This window comes from Spirochaetota bacterium, from assembly GCA_034190085.1.
In the GTDB taxonomy this organism is placed as follows: domain Bacteria; phylum Spirochaetota; class UBA4802; order UBA4802; family JAFGDQ01; genus JAXHTS01.
Genome location: JAXHTS010000071.1, coordinates 26,403 through 41,330, shown reverse-complemented (window position 1 = coordinate 41,330; position 14,928 = coordinate 26,403). Strand labels below are relative to the sequence as shown.

13 protein-coding genes are annotated in these 14,928 nt (G+C 35.9%); 5 read left to right on the top strand and 8 right to left on the bottom strand.

Annotation, left to right across the window (positions count from 1 at the left end; all coding sequences use genetic code 11):
- Positions 1-18: 18 nt before the first annotated feature.
- The 7 genes from metG to SVZ03_14005 form a co-directional block, all read right to left on the bottom strand.
- Positions 19-1,911, bottom strand: coding sequence for a methionine--tRNA ligase (gene metG / locus SVZ03_14035; GenBank protein MDY6935329.1), 1,893 nt, complete (start codon positions 1,909-1,911; stop codon positions 19-21).
- A 46-nt stretch (positions 1,912-1,957) separates the two neighbouring features.
- Positions 1,958-2,815, bottom strand: a complete 858-nt coding sequence (ricT, locus tag SVZ03_14030) for a regulatory iron-sulfur-containing complex subunit RicT (GenBank protein ID MDY6935328.1) — start codon at positions 2,813-2,815, stop codon at positions 1,958-1,960.
- A gap of 5 nt (positions 2,816-2,820) precedes the next feature.
- Entirely contained in the window at positions 2,821-3,837 is a 1,017-nt protein-coding gene (locus SVZ03_14025; protein MDY6935327.1) for an AAA family ATPase, read from the bottom strand.
- A 107-nt stretch (positions 3,838-3,944) separates the two neighbouring features.
- Entirely contained in the window at positions 3,945-4,394 is a 450-nt protein-coding gene (locus SVZ03_14020) for a DUF327 family protein (GenBank protein ID MDY6935326.1), read from the bottom strand.
- Positions 4,391-4,753, bottom strand: coding sequence for a polymer-forming cytoskeletal protein (locus SVZ03_14015; protein MDY6935325.1), 363 nt, complete (start codon positions 4,751-4,753; stop codon positions 4,391-4,393). The genes SVZ03_14020 and SVZ03_14015 overlap by 4 nt, the downstream gene beginning before the upstream one ends.
- A gap of 363 nt (positions 4,754-5,116) precedes the next feature.
- Positions 5,117-7,324, bottom strand: coding sequence for a ferrous iron transport protein B (gene feoB, locus SVZ03_14010; GenBank protein ID MDY6935324.1), 2,208 nt, complete (start codon positions 7,322-7,324; stop codon positions 5,117-5,119).
- 4 nt (positions 7,325-7,328) lie between these two features.
- Positions 7,329-8,030: a metal-dependent transcriptional regulator gene (locus tag SVZ03_14005; GenBank protein MDY6935323.1), complete on the bottom strand. Its 702-nt coding sequence runs from the start codon at positions 8,028-8,030 to the stop codon at positions 7,329-7,331.
- 469 nt (positions 8,031-8,499) lie between these two features.
- On the opposite strand from SVZ03_14005, the gene SVZ03_14000 reads away from it, so the two are divergent.
- The 5 genes from SVZ03_14000 to SVZ03_13980 all read left to right on the top strand — a co-directional run bounded on the left by SVZ03_14000 (position 8,500) and on the right by SVZ03_13980 (position 14,009).
- Complete coding sequence (locus SVZ03_14000; GenBank protein ID MDY6935322.1) at positions 8,500-9,030, top strand: phosphatase PAP2 family protein; 531 nt, start codon at positions 8,500-8,502, stop codon at positions 9,028-9,030.
- A 309-nt stretch (positions 9,031-9,339) separates the two neighbouring features.
- Complete coding sequence (locus tag SVZ03_13995; protein MDY6935321.1) at positions 9,340-10,263, top strand: hypothetical protein; 924 nt, start codon at positions 9,340-9,342, stop codon at positions 10,261-10,263.
- Positions 10,264-10,392: 129 nt separating this feature from the next.
- Complete coding sequence (locus tag SVZ03_13990) at positions 10,393-11,268, top strand: GGDEF domain-containing protein (protein MDY6935320.1); 876 nt, start codon at positions 10,393-10,395, stop codon at positions 11,266-11,268.
- Positions 11,269-11,361: 93 nt separating this feature from the next.
- Positions 11,362-12,369 (top strand): MBL fold metallo-hydrolase, encoded by a 1,008-nt coding sequence (locus SVZ03_13985; GenBank protein ID MDY6935319.1) that lies wholly within the window; start codon positions 11,362-11,364, stop codon positions 12,367-12,369.
- The gene (locus SVZ03_13980) at positions 12,366-14,009 is read left to right on the top strand and encodes a mechanosensitive ion channel family protein (GenBank protein MDY6935318.1); all 1,644 of its coding nucleotides are present in this window, start codon (positions 12,366-12,368) and stop codon (positions 14,007-14,009) included. The genes SVZ03_13985 and SVZ03_13980 overlap by 4 nt, the downstream gene beginning before the upstream one ends.
- A 3-nt stretch (positions 14,010-14,012) precedes the next feature.
- Here SVZ03_13980 and thyX read toward each other — a convergent pair whose 3' ends face one another.
- Entirely contained in the window at positions 14,013-14,678 is a 666-nt protein-coding gene (gene thyX, locus SVZ03_13975; protein MDY6935317.1) for an FAD-dependent thymidylate synthase, read from the bottom strand.
- Positions 14,679-14,928 lie beyond the last annotated feature (250 nt).

Genomic DNA, 14,928 nt, shown 5'->3' with positions numbered 1-14,928 from the left:
TAAAGAAAGTAATTGAATCTATGATAATCTCGCACCAACAGGGATTTTTTCATCAATTTCTATTAGTATCGGTTTTTTATCCTTTTTATTCCTGGCCGCTAAAAGCATACCATAGGATTTGCGTTTAAAGATGGTAGCGACCTTCAGATTAGCGACGAGTAGTATTTTTTTGTCAATAAGATTTTCTGGCAAGTAAAATTTTGCTATACCTGCAATTATTGTTCTTGTGTCATGGCCTGAATCAACCTTTAGCTGAAGCAGATTATCTGATCCCTCGATTTTAGAGGCCTCGAGAATCTTTGCCACTCTGATGTCAACTTTTTCAAAATCGCTTATATCAATTAGGCCTTCATTAACATCTGAAACATTCTCTTTTTTTTCTTTAATATGTCGGGGGAAGAGGACACCAATATCCTTTATCTCCTGGTTATCTTCAAGTAGGTTCAATGATATAATTTCATTTATGTCTCTATTAGCATTTTTTGCATTCAGGGCGTCGATAATCTTTGGGGAGATGTTTATACATACAGGCGATAGCAATATAGAGATGCTGTGAATAGATTCTAGCAAGTTTCGGAGTGTTGAAGAGAGGGCAGATCTCTTCTCATCCTTGGCCAATTCCCACGGCTTATTCTCATCAATATATTTGTTTAAGGATCTGACAAACTCCCAGAGCCTCTCAAGCCCAATGCTAAATTGAAATTTTTCAACATTCTTAATATATTCCTTCATTGAACTCTTCAGATTTTCTGACAATTGAATCCTGCCCATAGGATATTGGGGACAAAAGGGAGGTATTCGGTTATTAAAATATTTTTCTATCATATTAAATGTTCTTTTTATCAGGTTGCCCAGGTCGTTGGCCAGATCATAGTTGATTCTATTAATAATCGCCTCTTCAGAAAATTTGGCATCCAATCCAAAGGTCATTTCCCTTAAGAAGAAATACCTTATCTGATCATTTCCATATTTTTTTATTAATTCCTTTGGATTCACCACATTGCCAAGGCTTTTCGACATCTTGGCCTCATCCATATTCCAGTAACCATGCACATTGAGATGTTTGTATGGCTCAATACCCGCTGCTTTAAGCATTGTAGGCCAGAATATACCATGAGGTTTGAGGATATCCTTAGCAATTATATGTTGTGAAACTGGCCAGTATTTCCTGAATCTATCATCATCAGGATATCCAATCGCGCTTATATAGTTTATCAGCGCGTCAGACCACACATAGGTTACATAATTATCATCAAATGGAAGGGGAATGCCCCATTCAAGGCGTGATCTGGGTCTGGAGATACATAGATCCTCAAGAATATCTCCCTCTATAATAGATAAAACCTCATTCTTATACCTCTCAGGTCTAATGAAACCAGGTGTATTTTTTATATGATTAACAAGCCAGTCCTGATATCTGCTCATTTTGAAAAAGTAATTATTCTCTTCAATGTACTCTAACTCCTTATTGTGTTCAGGGCACTTCCCATCAATAATATCCTTTGCAGCAATAAATCTTTCACAACCGACACAATAATCCCCACCATAACTCCCAAAATAGATATCTCCGTTATCATAGATCCTCTGTAGTATCAGGTGTACAACCCTTTTGTGTCTCTCCTCTGTTGTTCTGATAAAATCATCAAACCTGATATCCATATCAGTCCATGTCTGCCTAAAGAGTTGGCTGATCCTGTCCGCATATTCTTGAGCGCTGCAATTATTGTGTATGGCTGCCTCCAATATCTTGGTGCCATGTTCATCAGTACCAGTTAAAAAATACGAAGTGTAGTCCAACATTTGATAGAATCTATTAAGAAAATCTGCCAAAATAGTGGAATAAGCATGTCCAATATGGGGTTCAGCGTTGACATAATATATTGGAGTAGTAATATAGAAACATTTATTCATTTAAGACCTCTTTGGTGAATTTATACAATAGATAGTTGTCATCATTTTATGAATCGACTCCATCTTGTATATTAGAGTCGCTCTGTATTACATCTGGATTAATATGGTATTTATTGCCTTTATACACAATGTCATCGATGGAAATTTCAATAAAGGAGTTCTCATATCTTATTCCAACATGTCTCTTTAATGTATCAATAAACTCTATTACATAGAATTTATCACCTAGCATAACCCTTGTGCCTTGAGGGGGTATATCCTGATTAAGTTCTTTGTAGACATCATATTCATAGCCAAGGCAACATAAAAGTCGACCGCACATCCCAGAAATCTTTTGTGAATTGAGGTTTATATTCTGTTCCTTTGCCATTTTTATTGAAACCGGGGCAAATCCTTCCTGCAGATGAACACAACAGAATTCTCTTCCACAGGGGCCGAATCCTCCAATCAGTCTTGCTTCATCCCTTACTCCTATTTGTCTCATCTCAATTCTTGTTTTGCAAACAGCAGCTAAATCCTTCACAAGCTCCCTGAAATCAACCCTGTTCTCAGAAACAAAATAGAAAATGATCTTGGTCTTATCAAAAAGGCATTTTACTGATATCAGTTTCATATCTAATTGCCTTTGCCTTGCCTTCTCTTTGCAGAGATGAAAGGCCTTCCCCTCAATGTTTTGAATATCAGGTAGAATCATATTATCATCATGAGTTGATTCTCGGATTAGTCTGCCATTCTTTTCAATATCATTGTCTTTTATATGACATGGACATTTGCAGATTCTTCCAATATCAATTCCATGTTCAGTCTCTATAATGTAATTACATCCTATTTTTACAGTTGAATTCTCTGTCTCCACATAGCATATTTGATAACAATTTCTCAGCCTTACACCAGTGACAAACATAGGCTTTATCCTCCTAAAACAAGATTAGGGACCTTCAACATTGACATGTCTTCAAAAGAATTATTATATAGTGCATGCAGCATGCCCTTTAACGCAATTTCGGGTTTCAAATTATAGATAGCGCCCCTTCCCAAGACAAGTAGTATTTTAAGCAAAGCAAATAACTTTTGATCATCCTTAATATAAATCCCATCAATGTTGGGGTCATTTTTATTGTCAGAGATTAAAGATAATAGGTTATGTCTGTAGATGTTTGTTATTATCTTCAATAAAAGATCGATGCTGATATTCTTCTTCATTATCTCAAAGTTTAAATTAAGAATGGTCTTCTCGTTAAGGAATGATGAAATTTCATTGCAGATCTTTAATATTTCAAATCGGATATCCTTGTTTAAAAGCAATAGAGCGATTTCTACTGATCCACCTGAGATATCAGCAATAAAATCAAGATCATGCTGAGGTAAATCCTCACATTCTATTATTTTCAATATTTCTTCCTTTGAAAGGTGTGAATACCGAATCTCGAAACACCTTGATAATATTGTAGGGAGTAGTTTCGTCCTATTTGAGGTGATCAGTATAATAAAAAGGGAGTCCCCGGGCTCCTCAATACTTTTTAGGAGCGCATTCTGTCCCTCCTCAGTGGCTCTATCAACCCTATCTATAAGAACTCCGGTTTTGTTAAAGAATGATTTTCTGGATGTCCTCTCAATAAGCCATCTGATGCTTCCAGCTTCTCTCTTATTTCTATCTCCAATTGGTATTATTCCCTTATCATTTGGAGATATCGCTATAAGATCGGGTAGAATTCCCTTGGCAATCTGATTGCAAGCTGAGCAATTTAAACATGGTGGATTGTTGCTTTCGCAGAAGAGGGCATTTAGGAATCGAAGTGCAATTGTCCTTTTGCCAATGCTGGGAGGTCCGCTGAATAAAATCGTGTTGGGGATATTTCGACTTTTCAGAATTAAATCTAACCTATTAATTTGACTCTGATGCCCTATTATCCCAGTGGTATTCATTATATTTGGTTATATCAGTGCCTTTGCTTATGACGGTTTTTATTGAGTTATCACAATAATTGTCACATTATGGATTGTCGATTTCTCATACTCTGCATCATGAAAGATCAATATAAGAGATCAAATATAAGTCCACGTACCTCTTCAATTTTCTTTAACAGGTTGAAGGCGCTGTTTGTCCGATGAGTTATAGCTGATGATATTTGGATTAATTGTGAATTGATCTCCTGAACTATAATGAAATCAGCTCTATCCCTTTTACAACTCCTCAGGGTCTTAGTATCAAAGCCCTTATCAAGGATTTTTTTCAGGATCTGTTGTACTATTCCTTTATATCTCTCTAGGTTGTTTAGCGATTGATTATCTATAAAGCGCTTTTCTTCTTCTCTCAGATCATTTAGAAGATCTTCAATGGTACCCTGAAAATTAGATGAGAATGTACTCTGTAAGGCCGATTTGAATGTTGCTTCCTTATGTTTTATCTGCTGGGAATGCTTTTTGGTTTTTATCTTCGTATTCTCATTCTTTTTGGGGTTTGTTGATGTAATATTAATCATATGTCATCAATCCTTTCATTTATTGTGCAGTTGCCATCAAAGACGACTCCCTCTTCCATAATGATACTTGGCGTTATTATGTTTCCCTTTATTTGCCCTGATGACAACATAATAACCCTTTCAGTAGCAAAGATATTCCCCCTGACAATGCCTCCTACAATCACAATCCGTGCTTTTATATCTGTTATCGCCTCACCTGTTTGCCCAATCAATACCTTACCATCGGTTTCAATGGTGCCCTTGAATTTTCCGTCTATTCTTAAGAGTCCATTTATAGTGAATTCTCCCCTGAATTCAGATCCTTCACCAATGATGCTATTCACTATGTGATCTTCAATTTGTTTATATGTCTTTGCCATTTCAATATTCTGGTAATTGTAGTGTAATATGTCATCTATAATGTTTTAAATTAGATTTTCAAGCAAGTTTTTAAATGTAATTCGGCTCATCTTGATTTTAGAAATAACAATGTCAATCTTATATCATTCCATTGGTAGCAGAAATCTCTTTTTTCTCATTTTAGTGTAGTCTTTATAGACCTTCCCACTTTTGTAGAGATGTTAAATACGCTGTACTGTTAGATGCATAAACATCCTTTCATTTATATGGATGTATTTCTGAAACAATGTCTTTCAATTTCTATTTCGAGGTCATAAGAAAAGGAATGGTGAAATATCTTTTGACTAAAAGCAAAACATAATTCAGTAATTGTATTCATTATTTCAAAATTCGAGTAAAAGACCTGTATTATAAAATATAAAACATACAACCCATGCCAAAATGATCTGGTAAAATAATGAAAATAAGGCCCAAGGCCAACCTGCCTCTCTATCTATAACAACAACAGTTCCAAGACATGGTATATAGAGTAGTACAAATAATAAAAATGTGTAGGCAATCAATGGGGTAATCCCAAATTCCTCCCTCTTGAGTATGTCACCTAAAGACATATATTTGTTTTCATCAGCATCTGTATCAGGGGCATGGTAGAGTACTCCCATAGTGCTAACTACTATCTCCTTTGCTACAAATCCAGTTGAGAGAGAAATTCCCATCTGCCAGTTGAACCCGAGTGGTTTGATAAAAGGGAAGACTATATCACCAAATCTGCCAATAAATGTGTATTTCATTTCCTCAATTTTTTTTTCTCGAATCAGGATTTTTCTGGCAAGTCTATGTTCTTCTTTTATTGAATCTAATTCTTTGGAATTTAGGCTGAGGGAATCCATAGCTTTTTGAATATCCAGAGAGAATATCCTGTCTATATGGGATAGCTTGTTATTGTATTTTTTTTCAATATCAGGTGATTTTGGATATTCACTCAATATCCAGATGATAATGGAAAATATAAGTATTATGCCGCCTACTTTTCTGAGATAAATCGATCCCCTATCCCACATATGTAGGAGGGTTGTCTTGAGTGTTGGCATTCTGTAGGGTGGCAATTCCATTACAAAGGGAGTGGATTCACCCTTAAAAAATAGGAATTTAAATAGCTTTGCTGATAAAAAAGAGAGGGTAATTCCTATTAGATACAGAGAAATAATGATAATCCCGGCGTGTTCTCTAAAAAATGTGCCAGCAAATAGAATATAGACTGGCAGCCTTGCTGAGCAACTCATAAAGGGATTTATCAATATTGTAAGAATTCTGTCCTGCTTGTTCTCCAATGATCGAGTCGCCAGAATAGCCGGCACATTGCAGCCGAATCCCATGACAAGTGAGATGAATGATTTGCCGTGTAGCCCCAGTTTATGCATAATCTTATCCATTTTAAAGGCTGCTCTTGCCATATACCCGGTGTCTTCCATAAAACTGATTCCCATAAAGAGGATAAGGATGTTGGGAAGGAACACAATAACCCCACCAACTCCTCCAATGATACCATCGATTATCATCCTTTTCAGTTGGCCATTAGGAAGGTATTCCCCAATTGTCGCGCTGATAATGTTTATCCCTTTTTCGATAAGTCTCATAGGATATTCGCCCAGTGTGAAGGTGAGCTGAAAAAGGGCACACATAAATATTATTAGGATGGGGAAGGCGAGGTATTTGTTTATTATTATCCTATCAATAGCCTCAGATATATCTGTTCGTTTAACGTGCGATTCCTGTACTGATTCCTTAATAGCGCCAGAGATGAAACCATATCTCAGCTCTGTGAATATAGTTTCGATTTCGTCTTTAAATTTATCCTCTAACCCTTTGCTGCTCTTCTCAGCCTGGTCTAATATATCTTCATAATTTGGATAATCTGCAAGCTTTCTTTGGACATCATTGTCCCTTTCCAAAAGTCTTATTGCGAGCCAGCGGGTGGAATATGTCTCCCCTATCTTCTTTACCCTCCATATCGTCTGTTGTATGTTTTGTATCTCCTTTTCAACATCCGATCCATAATTAACATGAATGTGTCTAGTCTTTAAGCTTTTCCTTTCAGCAACTCGTATTACGGCATCTTTTAGTTCTTCAATCCCGGTTGATCGTGTTCCAACAGTCTTAATGATCGGCATTCCTAAGAGTGTTCCCAGCTTGTCCGCATCAATATCTAGTCCTTTTGATATGGCTTCATCATACATATTCAGCGCAACAACTACCCTTGTGCCCATCTCAATAAGCTGTGTTGTGAGATACATATTTCGCTCTATATTACCTGCATCAACTATATTTATTATTGCATCATGATGCTCATTGATAATAAAATCCCTGGTTATTATCTCCTCAATGCTGTAGGAGGTAAGACTGTATGTGCCAGGTAGATCAACCACTTTAATTGTATATCCATTATGATGCAGAACTCCCTCCCTCTTCTCAACGGTTACTCCACTCCAGTTAGCAACCTTTTGTCTTGCACCTGTTAGAGCATTAAAAATAGTAGTTTTGCCGCTGTTGGGATTCCCCAATAATCCTACAACAATATTCTTGTTTCCCATTAATCTAATCCTTTAAAAAAAGTGGTTTAACTACCAATAGTTTAGCTTCATCGATTCTTAGTGAGATATAAAAGTCTTTAATAGCTATCTTAATGGGATCCTTAAGGGGTGCATACTGTATGATCTTTAACTGCTCACCCTTCCTGAATCCCATTTCGTGGAGTCTTTTTTTTACTGTTCCACTGCCTTTAATGTTAACTATAGTTGAAGTGTCTCCCTCTTTCAGATCACTGAGGAGTCTCTCATCGAGGTTTTTTCTCAGCTCAACTGTCCATTTTTGATTTGAGTCCTTTTCAGACTTATAAAATTCTAAAAGCTTGTATATTTGCTTGCATGCCAATGGAGATAGATGATGTTCTATTCGGCAGGCCTCTTCATCAGCCTTCTCTCTATCTATTCTTAACATAATATTGAAGAAATCGATCAGGAGTCTGTGGCGGCTATAAACCCTTTCGGCTAGTTTTTCACCCTCTTCGGTAAGTTCTATGAAACCATACTTCTCATAGTTGACTAGGCCCTTTTGCATAAGCTTGTTTAATGCTGAGGTTACGCTGGGCATCTTAATGTTCAGTCCTCTTGCAATATCCTTAACTCTTACAACTTTTTTCTTTCTAGAGATGGTTGCTATTATCTCTAAATAGTCTTCCATATGGGAAGAGAGTTCTGTATTTTCAAAATATATGCTGTTTTTGTTGTTTTTCGTCATTTTAACCTCATATCTCTACAGTTCTCTTTGTTATAAATGTATATGCGTTCTCATCTTTCTTACTAAATCCTAAAGGAGGGGTGAGACAGGGATATCCTTTAGTATTATTGAATAATTCGTTATTTCTTAATATATTAAGTCTGCATAATAAATTTAGTCAACACTAATTTTAATGAATTAGAATATAAAGAATTACATAGATTTATTCTGAAATTTTCAGCCTAATAAAATGAGACTTTTAGGAATATTCAACAAGGGAATGATTTTTAAATAAAAATTTTTATATACAGATTAGTTTTTAAATTGAATGAAGAATTGGTAGTGTTAAGAATTAATATTATTTACATTGACTTGGGAGTCTGAATTTGTTAGGCTTGCGAAGCAATTATATATTTCTTTGCATAGTATATTGGGTTTTTTAGTGAAGGTCGGGAATATACTTTCAAGCATGGGGTAGGAAAATTTGGTATTGGAACAGGAAATAGCAATTTTTTTCTGGAATTTAAGGGATACTTTTTTATTTAATATCTTTGAGTTTATATCTGGCAAGTTTTATATATTGTTAACTTCAAGTATCTTTATTTCATATGCGGTTTATAAACTTAAAAAGGGATCTTTACGATTTTTTATTGTTGTTGCATTATCAGTGTCTTTCTCTGATATCTTTTGTTACAGGGTATTGAAACCTATGATTGGCAGGGATAGACCTAAGGTAGAATTAAACATAACTCAAAGATCAATCTCAAAGAGAGCTAAGGATTATTCAATGCCATCGAATCATGCATCGAATATCTCAGCATTTTTTATTGTCTACTTTTTCTTAGTTAGGAGATTTTTTGGTATACTCTTAATTAACTCCCTTCTCATTTGTCTCTCAAGGATCATTCTGGTTAAACATTATCCAACCGATATTCTGTTGGGGATTGCTGTAGGAATTACAGTAGGGCTATTCTCAGTATACCTTTCATCTTTTTTTATTCGAGATGAGACGCTGGAGTAAATGAGGGAGAGATCAGTATTTTTTTCGAAAGTGTATAGAAATTTTACAATTTTATAATTCTTTACTCCACAAATATTCATTGATGAATTAATTTGGTTAATGTTGTTTATAGTGTTTTAATGCTCTCATTCATGATGATAAATTTTATCTCTTGTGAGTGCTTATTGTCAGAGAGTGAGCCTTTCATACCATCCTAAACCAAGGAAATTCAGGATTTGTCGATTTGTTGTTTTTATTGCTTGATATTTTTTCTTAAAAAATCGACATATATATAAGATAGGGACAATAAATATTTTTGGGGAGAGTTATATGGAATTAAAAGCAGAGATGAGCAGCATGTTCAATCCTAACAATTTTAAGAAGAGTTTCATGATAACATGGATGTCAGTGGTGTTTGGTTTTTTTATTATTTTTCTTTTGTTTATTATAGCGAGTCAAACACCAAAGAATAGTGTCTACTCATATATTCTGCAGAATATTGGATTATTTATGCTGTTTAGCTCTCTTCTTTTGGGTCTGGCTGGTGTACACAGATTAAATATAAATTTAGAGGGCTCTTCTATTATGGGGATATTCAAGGATATCTCAAGAAGATCACATTATATATTAGTTATTTCCCTGATTGTCGTTCTATTTCTTTTTGGTATAGTGTTACTTGAAGTTGGATTTTCCTTATTCGGTCATATCCCATATATTGGCTCTGTGATAGTATTATTGTTGACAATTCCCTTGTTTTCTATAAATTTTATTTGTTTAATAATTTCACTCAGCGTAATTCTTATAACACCCTTGATGATTGGCGAAGGCAAGAGCTTAATTGAAATAGGAAAGGATTTCACTAAATTTTTTAAAGAGAAGTGGTTTTATACGGCTCTGTACCTCTTTGTCTCCTTTATTCTTCTCATTTTAGGCTTTATTATTGTCTATTATTTTACAAGGTATTCTGTTGGCGTTACAAAGGCTGTTCAGTGGAAGATAAATGCTGCTTATCCAAAATTTTTAGATATAGCTAGCACAACCTCTTTGTTGACTGATTTTGCTGAGAAGATGGTTCCTGAACCAGATCCAATTGCTGCTTTCAAGAAATATGGTTTTGAGATACTTAATTATCTTGCTATTGTTAGGCATGTTATCAGTTTTTTCTATATAATCCTCTTTTCCTTAATAGTATCTTTCCCATTAGCCGCTTATTATAGTCTCTCTTCTATTTTTTATAAATGGATAAGAGGGTAGAGAATAAACTTACAAAAAAATATACACGATGTATTTCGATGTCCTTTAGTTGGGGTTTAGAGTAAAGTCATTATTGATTCTATATTGATCCTGTTACATATTAATAGGTATAATTAAGAATTAGTATTTATGATAGATTTAAACAATTACTTAACTAGATATTCCAAATACCTCATGATTTCAGTACTCTTTGTATTGAGCGTATTGGTAGGGATTGTACGTTTACTCACTGGACCAGAATGGGAATTGACCCTCTTTTACATTTTTCCAATTTATATTGCTACATGGTATATTGGGAAATCGGCAGGGATCTTTATTTCAATTATTAGCGCCATGTCCTGGCTTTTAGCTGATTTTATAATGATAAGTTCTTTTTCCAATGCCTTGGTGCCTTCTTTGAATCAAACATTCAGGTTGATCGTTTTTTTAATCATTACCCTTGGCTTGTCGAAATTGAAGAGTTCATTAGATCGACAGCGAGAGCTTGCCATGACTGATTCATTAACCGGGATAGCTAATAGGCGATCCTTTCTGAAATCCGCAAACATGGAGATTCTTAGGTCGAACAGGCTTAAGCGGCCCTTCTCAGTTGCATATATGGATATTGATGATTTTAAGAATGTTAATGATACATTAGGACATAGCAAGGGCGATGCGCTCCTCTATTCAGTGGCCAACACTTTAAGTAGTAATACCCGAGCAATTGATGTAGTAGCGCGATTAGGGGGCGATGAATTTATTATACTGTTACCTGAAACTGGATCTAAATCAGCGCGTGAAGTAGCACTCAAGCTTCAGGCAAATCTTATGGAGATTGTAAAGGAAGGTGGTTGGTCAGTGACCTTCAGTTTTGGTGTGGTAACTTTTAAGTGCCCACCAAAGGGTATTGATGAGATGATAAAAGAGGCAGACACCCTCATGTATTCTGCAAAGCAGGACGGCAAGAACATGATTAAATATAAAATAAAGAATAATTATAATAAGGGTTCTGTCGGTGTTGCTTAATCAATCTCTCAATTATTCTTGTTTATGATTTCTCCAACATGCTCAACCAACTTCCTAATAATCCCAGTCAATTGATTTCCGGGAGGCATTTGAATGGTTAGTTTACTATACACTATATTAATTGTCCTATTGGTTTTACTTGCCTGTATTATTTTGTTTTTATTTCTAAAGGTTATCCAATTAATGATCGGAAGGAGGAGGGTATCTATTGAGCTGGATGGGAAGCGTTATGAATCCTTTCCATCTCCTGGTTTTGTTAAGTCATTATCAATTCTACCAGTGATTGATTATTATTCCTCCAATAGGGAGCTTAAGACAGAGGCAGGTGTTTCATATCTTATCAAGGCCGATGATACATCAATAATGATGGATGTGGGATACAATGCTCGTAGGGAGCATCCTTCAGCCCTTCTTCATAATATGAGGGTGCTTGGCAAAAATATTAGTGATATTGACATGATCTTTATTAGCCACATCCATCTAGATCACGTTGGTGGGATGAGGGAACAGAGGGAGAAGACATTCAGCTTATCTCAGGGTAGTGTTGATATTGGGAGTATCCCTGTCTATGCTCCAGGTAGACTTAATCCGTCGAGGTGGAATCCCGATCCACTTGTAGAGGAGATAAGAGAACCGAGAATAATAATGCCGGGCATTGCAAGCATTGGGATTATTCAAAGATTTTTGTTTATGGCGGGGTATATTGAGGAGCAGAGTTTGGCTATAAATGTGAAAGGGAAGGGGGTGGTCCTCATTATTGGATGTGGCCATCAGACTATTGAAAGGATAATTGAAAGAACCAGGATGCTCTTCACAGAGCCGATTTATGCTATTATAGGAGGGCTTCACCTGCCAGTTAATGGCGGAAGGATTATGATTGGCCCCTTGAATCTACAGGGTATTGTCGGTTCAGATCGGACTCCATTTAGGGGAGTAAATGAGAAGGATGTAGCTAGAGCAATAGAGGTAATCAAAAGAGAGGATGTGAGATTAGTCTCCCTCTCTCCACATGACAGCTCTGATTGGAGCATCGATAGGTTCAAAGACGCATTTAAGGAAAGATATATTCACTTAAGGATTGGGGAAGAGATAGGGATATGATCTATTTTCGTATAATAATATTTATTTCCCTGTTGCTGGGGAATTTATCCTTCACATTCGCTGTTGACACAAACGCTATAAATACTACCCAAGAACAGGATAGTAATAACGATAAGATCATTGTTATACTCCCATTTTATAATTATTCTGATTCAGATCTCAAGTATATTTCAACATATATTCCAGAGCTGATCTCTGGGCATATATCCGATTATATTGGATTTAAAGTTTTAGATTCAAGATTGCTGGATAGGGAGATCAAGCGTAGAGGAATGACCCCGGAGATGTTGTATGATAAGCATGTGGCCTTGAGATTTTTTGAGGATATCAATGCTGATATCGGTCTTTATGGCAGGTATATTATTCATGGGACTAGTATGAGGATCGAGTATAAGGTCGCAGTTTTTGGTGTTGAGAATGTTGATAGAGATTATGCCTTTGATGGGGAGATGAATGAGTATTTGCTTAACACCCTGGATAAATTTTCGCAAAGTAGCACAGATTGGTTGGTGAAAAATGTTTTATCTAAGTACAGCTTGAATTTAGAGAAGAGGGAGAAGACCCGTTCCAAGAAATATCTTGATAGAATTAAAGAGTCTATGATTGGCAGATTTATACGCAATAAATGGATTTTTGCTATTTTAATGATTTTCTTTTTTTATTTTCTCTCCAAGCTGACTTCTTTACTTATAAAGCGGTTTTTCCCGAGGATAATTGAATTGGCAAATGGATCGATTGATGAGAGTATAATTCGAAAGTTTAGAAGAACATTAAAGTGGATTATTATACTAATTGGTATAAGGTTATCACTTATTTTATTGGATATCTCTCCCAATATATATAGTACACTAAACGCTATAATAGTTGCTTTCATAATTGCATTAGTTATTTATGAAATAATATTAGTTATAGAGGGTTTGGCGCTTTTTATGGGGAAGGATGTTGCGGATAAAATAAATCCCCGGGTTAATAGGGATTTGATGCCGCTTTTTGTGAGTTTAATTAAGATTTCAGTTGTTATAATAGGTACGATTATAATTTTGTCAAAGTTTGATATTGATGTTGGTCCCTTTATAGCATCCATTGGGATAATGGGTATAGCCGTCGGTTTTGCAGTGAGGGATAGTCTTGCAGATTTTATTGGAGGAATTTTTCTTGCCCTTGATCATTCAATTGCAGCGGGTGATATGGTGACAATTGATGATGATACGGGTATAATTCAAGAGGTGGGATTAAGGAATACAAAGCTATTAACCTTTGATAATGAGATGATAATCATCCCCAATGGCGATCTCTCTAATACGAAGTTTAAAAATTTTGTCCTGCCAGATCCCGCTTTTAGAATAGTTGTTAATTTTAGTGTGGCCTATGGAGCGGATGTCGATAGAGTAGAGGAGGTTGTTTTGAATGCATTGAAGGGAATTGAAGATTTATCTGATGATCCAGCTCCACAGTGTTTGTTTATAGAAATGGGTGATTTTTCGCTAAATTTCCAGGCTAAGTTCTGGATACCCGATTACAATAATAAGCTATTTAAGAAGATGGAGGCCACAAAGGCGATCTATAAGGCATTGAATGAATCGAATATCGCCATTCCATTCCCAACTCAGACACTCTACATAAAAAATGATCAGGAGTAATTTCTATTCCTTACCCTCAACACCGTTTGTCTGCTCTAATTTTGATCTTGCTGTACAGTTGCTTTCATCCAATATATAATCCTCAAAAACAGATGGAGCCACACCTTGCATGATTTTCAGCATTTCAACACAAACCCTCCTGATTTCCCACTGGGCATTTTTTTTAAGCCTAAGTGAAAAGATATGGCGTAATTCCCGAAAATTTGCGGTAAAAATAATCTGGCTTTCTAGAGCATTGGGAAGGACAAACCTGGCGTCCTCCTTCTTTATTCCCATTTCACGGAGTTCCTTGTATACCCTTCTAGAGCTTTCAATAAAATCCTTGAAAATGCCATGGGCCTTGCTGTTTTTAAGGATATTTGGCGGAAGGATATAATTGAATTCTGATTCATTTACGTATCTTTGAGACTGTTGTGAAAAGCTTGCCAGCCTATGCCTGACAAGTTGATGAGTAAAGGCTCTGGAAGCCCCCTTTATCCTGAATGTTGCGCTTGCATGTTCTAAAATAGAATGATGGCCGCTTTTAATACAGTTTCTAATAAATTGTTTCTCGCTATTCTCTGTAATCCTGTCTATAGATAGATAACAGGTCCGTCCTGCCTCCTCAATTAACTTCTCTCCATCCTGTGTTACTGCAAGGAGCTTGACATCGGGTTGTGTGATTTCCATAGCCGATCCCCTAATTCTATAAATAATATTTTGATGTGCATTTCGATGATGATCAATTCAATTCATAATTATATTTATGTCCCTTGTCAATCATTTTGAGTATACACAATTGGATGAGTTATAGATCATCAAATGATATCTATGCTTGGATAATATACACCGGAAATTCAAGGATCTTTATTCAACCGTTCACCGGTTAGAAATTTGGGCTAGTCTGTCTTTGCTCATACATTCCACTAATTCAGAACCA

What these genes read in the sequence shown, in the direction of transcription:
- thyX (MDY6935317.1), bottom strand. Translation starts at nt 14,678, where the DNA reads ATGGAAATCACACAACCCGATGTCAAGCTCCTTGCAGTAACACAGGAT.
- SVZ03_13995 (MDY6935321.1), top strand. Translation starts at nt 9,340, where the DNA reads ATGGAATTAAAAGCAGAGATGAGCAGCATGTTCAATCCTAACAATTTT.
- SVZ03_13980 (MDY6935318.1), top strand. Translation starts at nt 12,366, where the DNA reads ATGATCTATTTTCGTATAATAATATTTATTTCCCTGTTGCTGGGGAAT.
- feoB (MDY6935324.1), bottom strand. Translation starts at nt 7,324, where the DNA reads ATGGGAAACAAGAATATTGTTGTAGGATTATTGGGGAATCCCAACAGC.
- metG (MDY6935329.1), bottom strand. Translation starts at nt 1,911, where the DNA reads ATGAATAAATGTTTCTATATTACTACTCCAATATATTATGTCAACGCT.
- SVZ03_14020 (MDY6935326.1), bottom strand. Translation starts at nt 4,394, where the DNA reads ATGATTAATATTACATCAACAAACCCCAAAAAGAATGAGAATACGAAG.
- SVZ03_13985 (MDY6935319.1), top strand. Translation starts at nt 11,362, where the DNA reads ATGGTTAGTTTACTATACACTATATTAATTGTCCTATTGGTTTTACTT.
- SVZ03_13990 (MDY6935320.1), top strand. Translation starts at nt 10,393, where the DNA reads ATGATAGATTTAAACAATTACTTAACTAGATATTCCAAATACCTCATG.
- SVZ03_14025 (MDY6935327.1), bottom strand. Translation starts at nt 3,837, where the DNA reads ATGAATACCACTGGGATAATAGGGCATCAGAGTCAAATTAATAGGTTA.
- SVZ03_14005 (MDY6935323.1), bottom strand. Translation starts at nt 8,030, where the DNA reads ATGACGAAAAACAACAAAAACAGCATATATTTTGAAAATACAGAACTC.
- SVZ03_14015 (MDY6935325.1), bottom strand. Translation starts at nt 4,753, where the DNA reads ATGGCAAAGACATATAAACAAATTGAAGATCACATAGTGAATAGCATC.
- ricT (MDY6935328.1), bottom strand. Translation starts at nt 2,815, where the DNA reads ATGTTTGTCACTGGTGTAAGGCTGAGAAATTGTTATCAAATATGCTAT.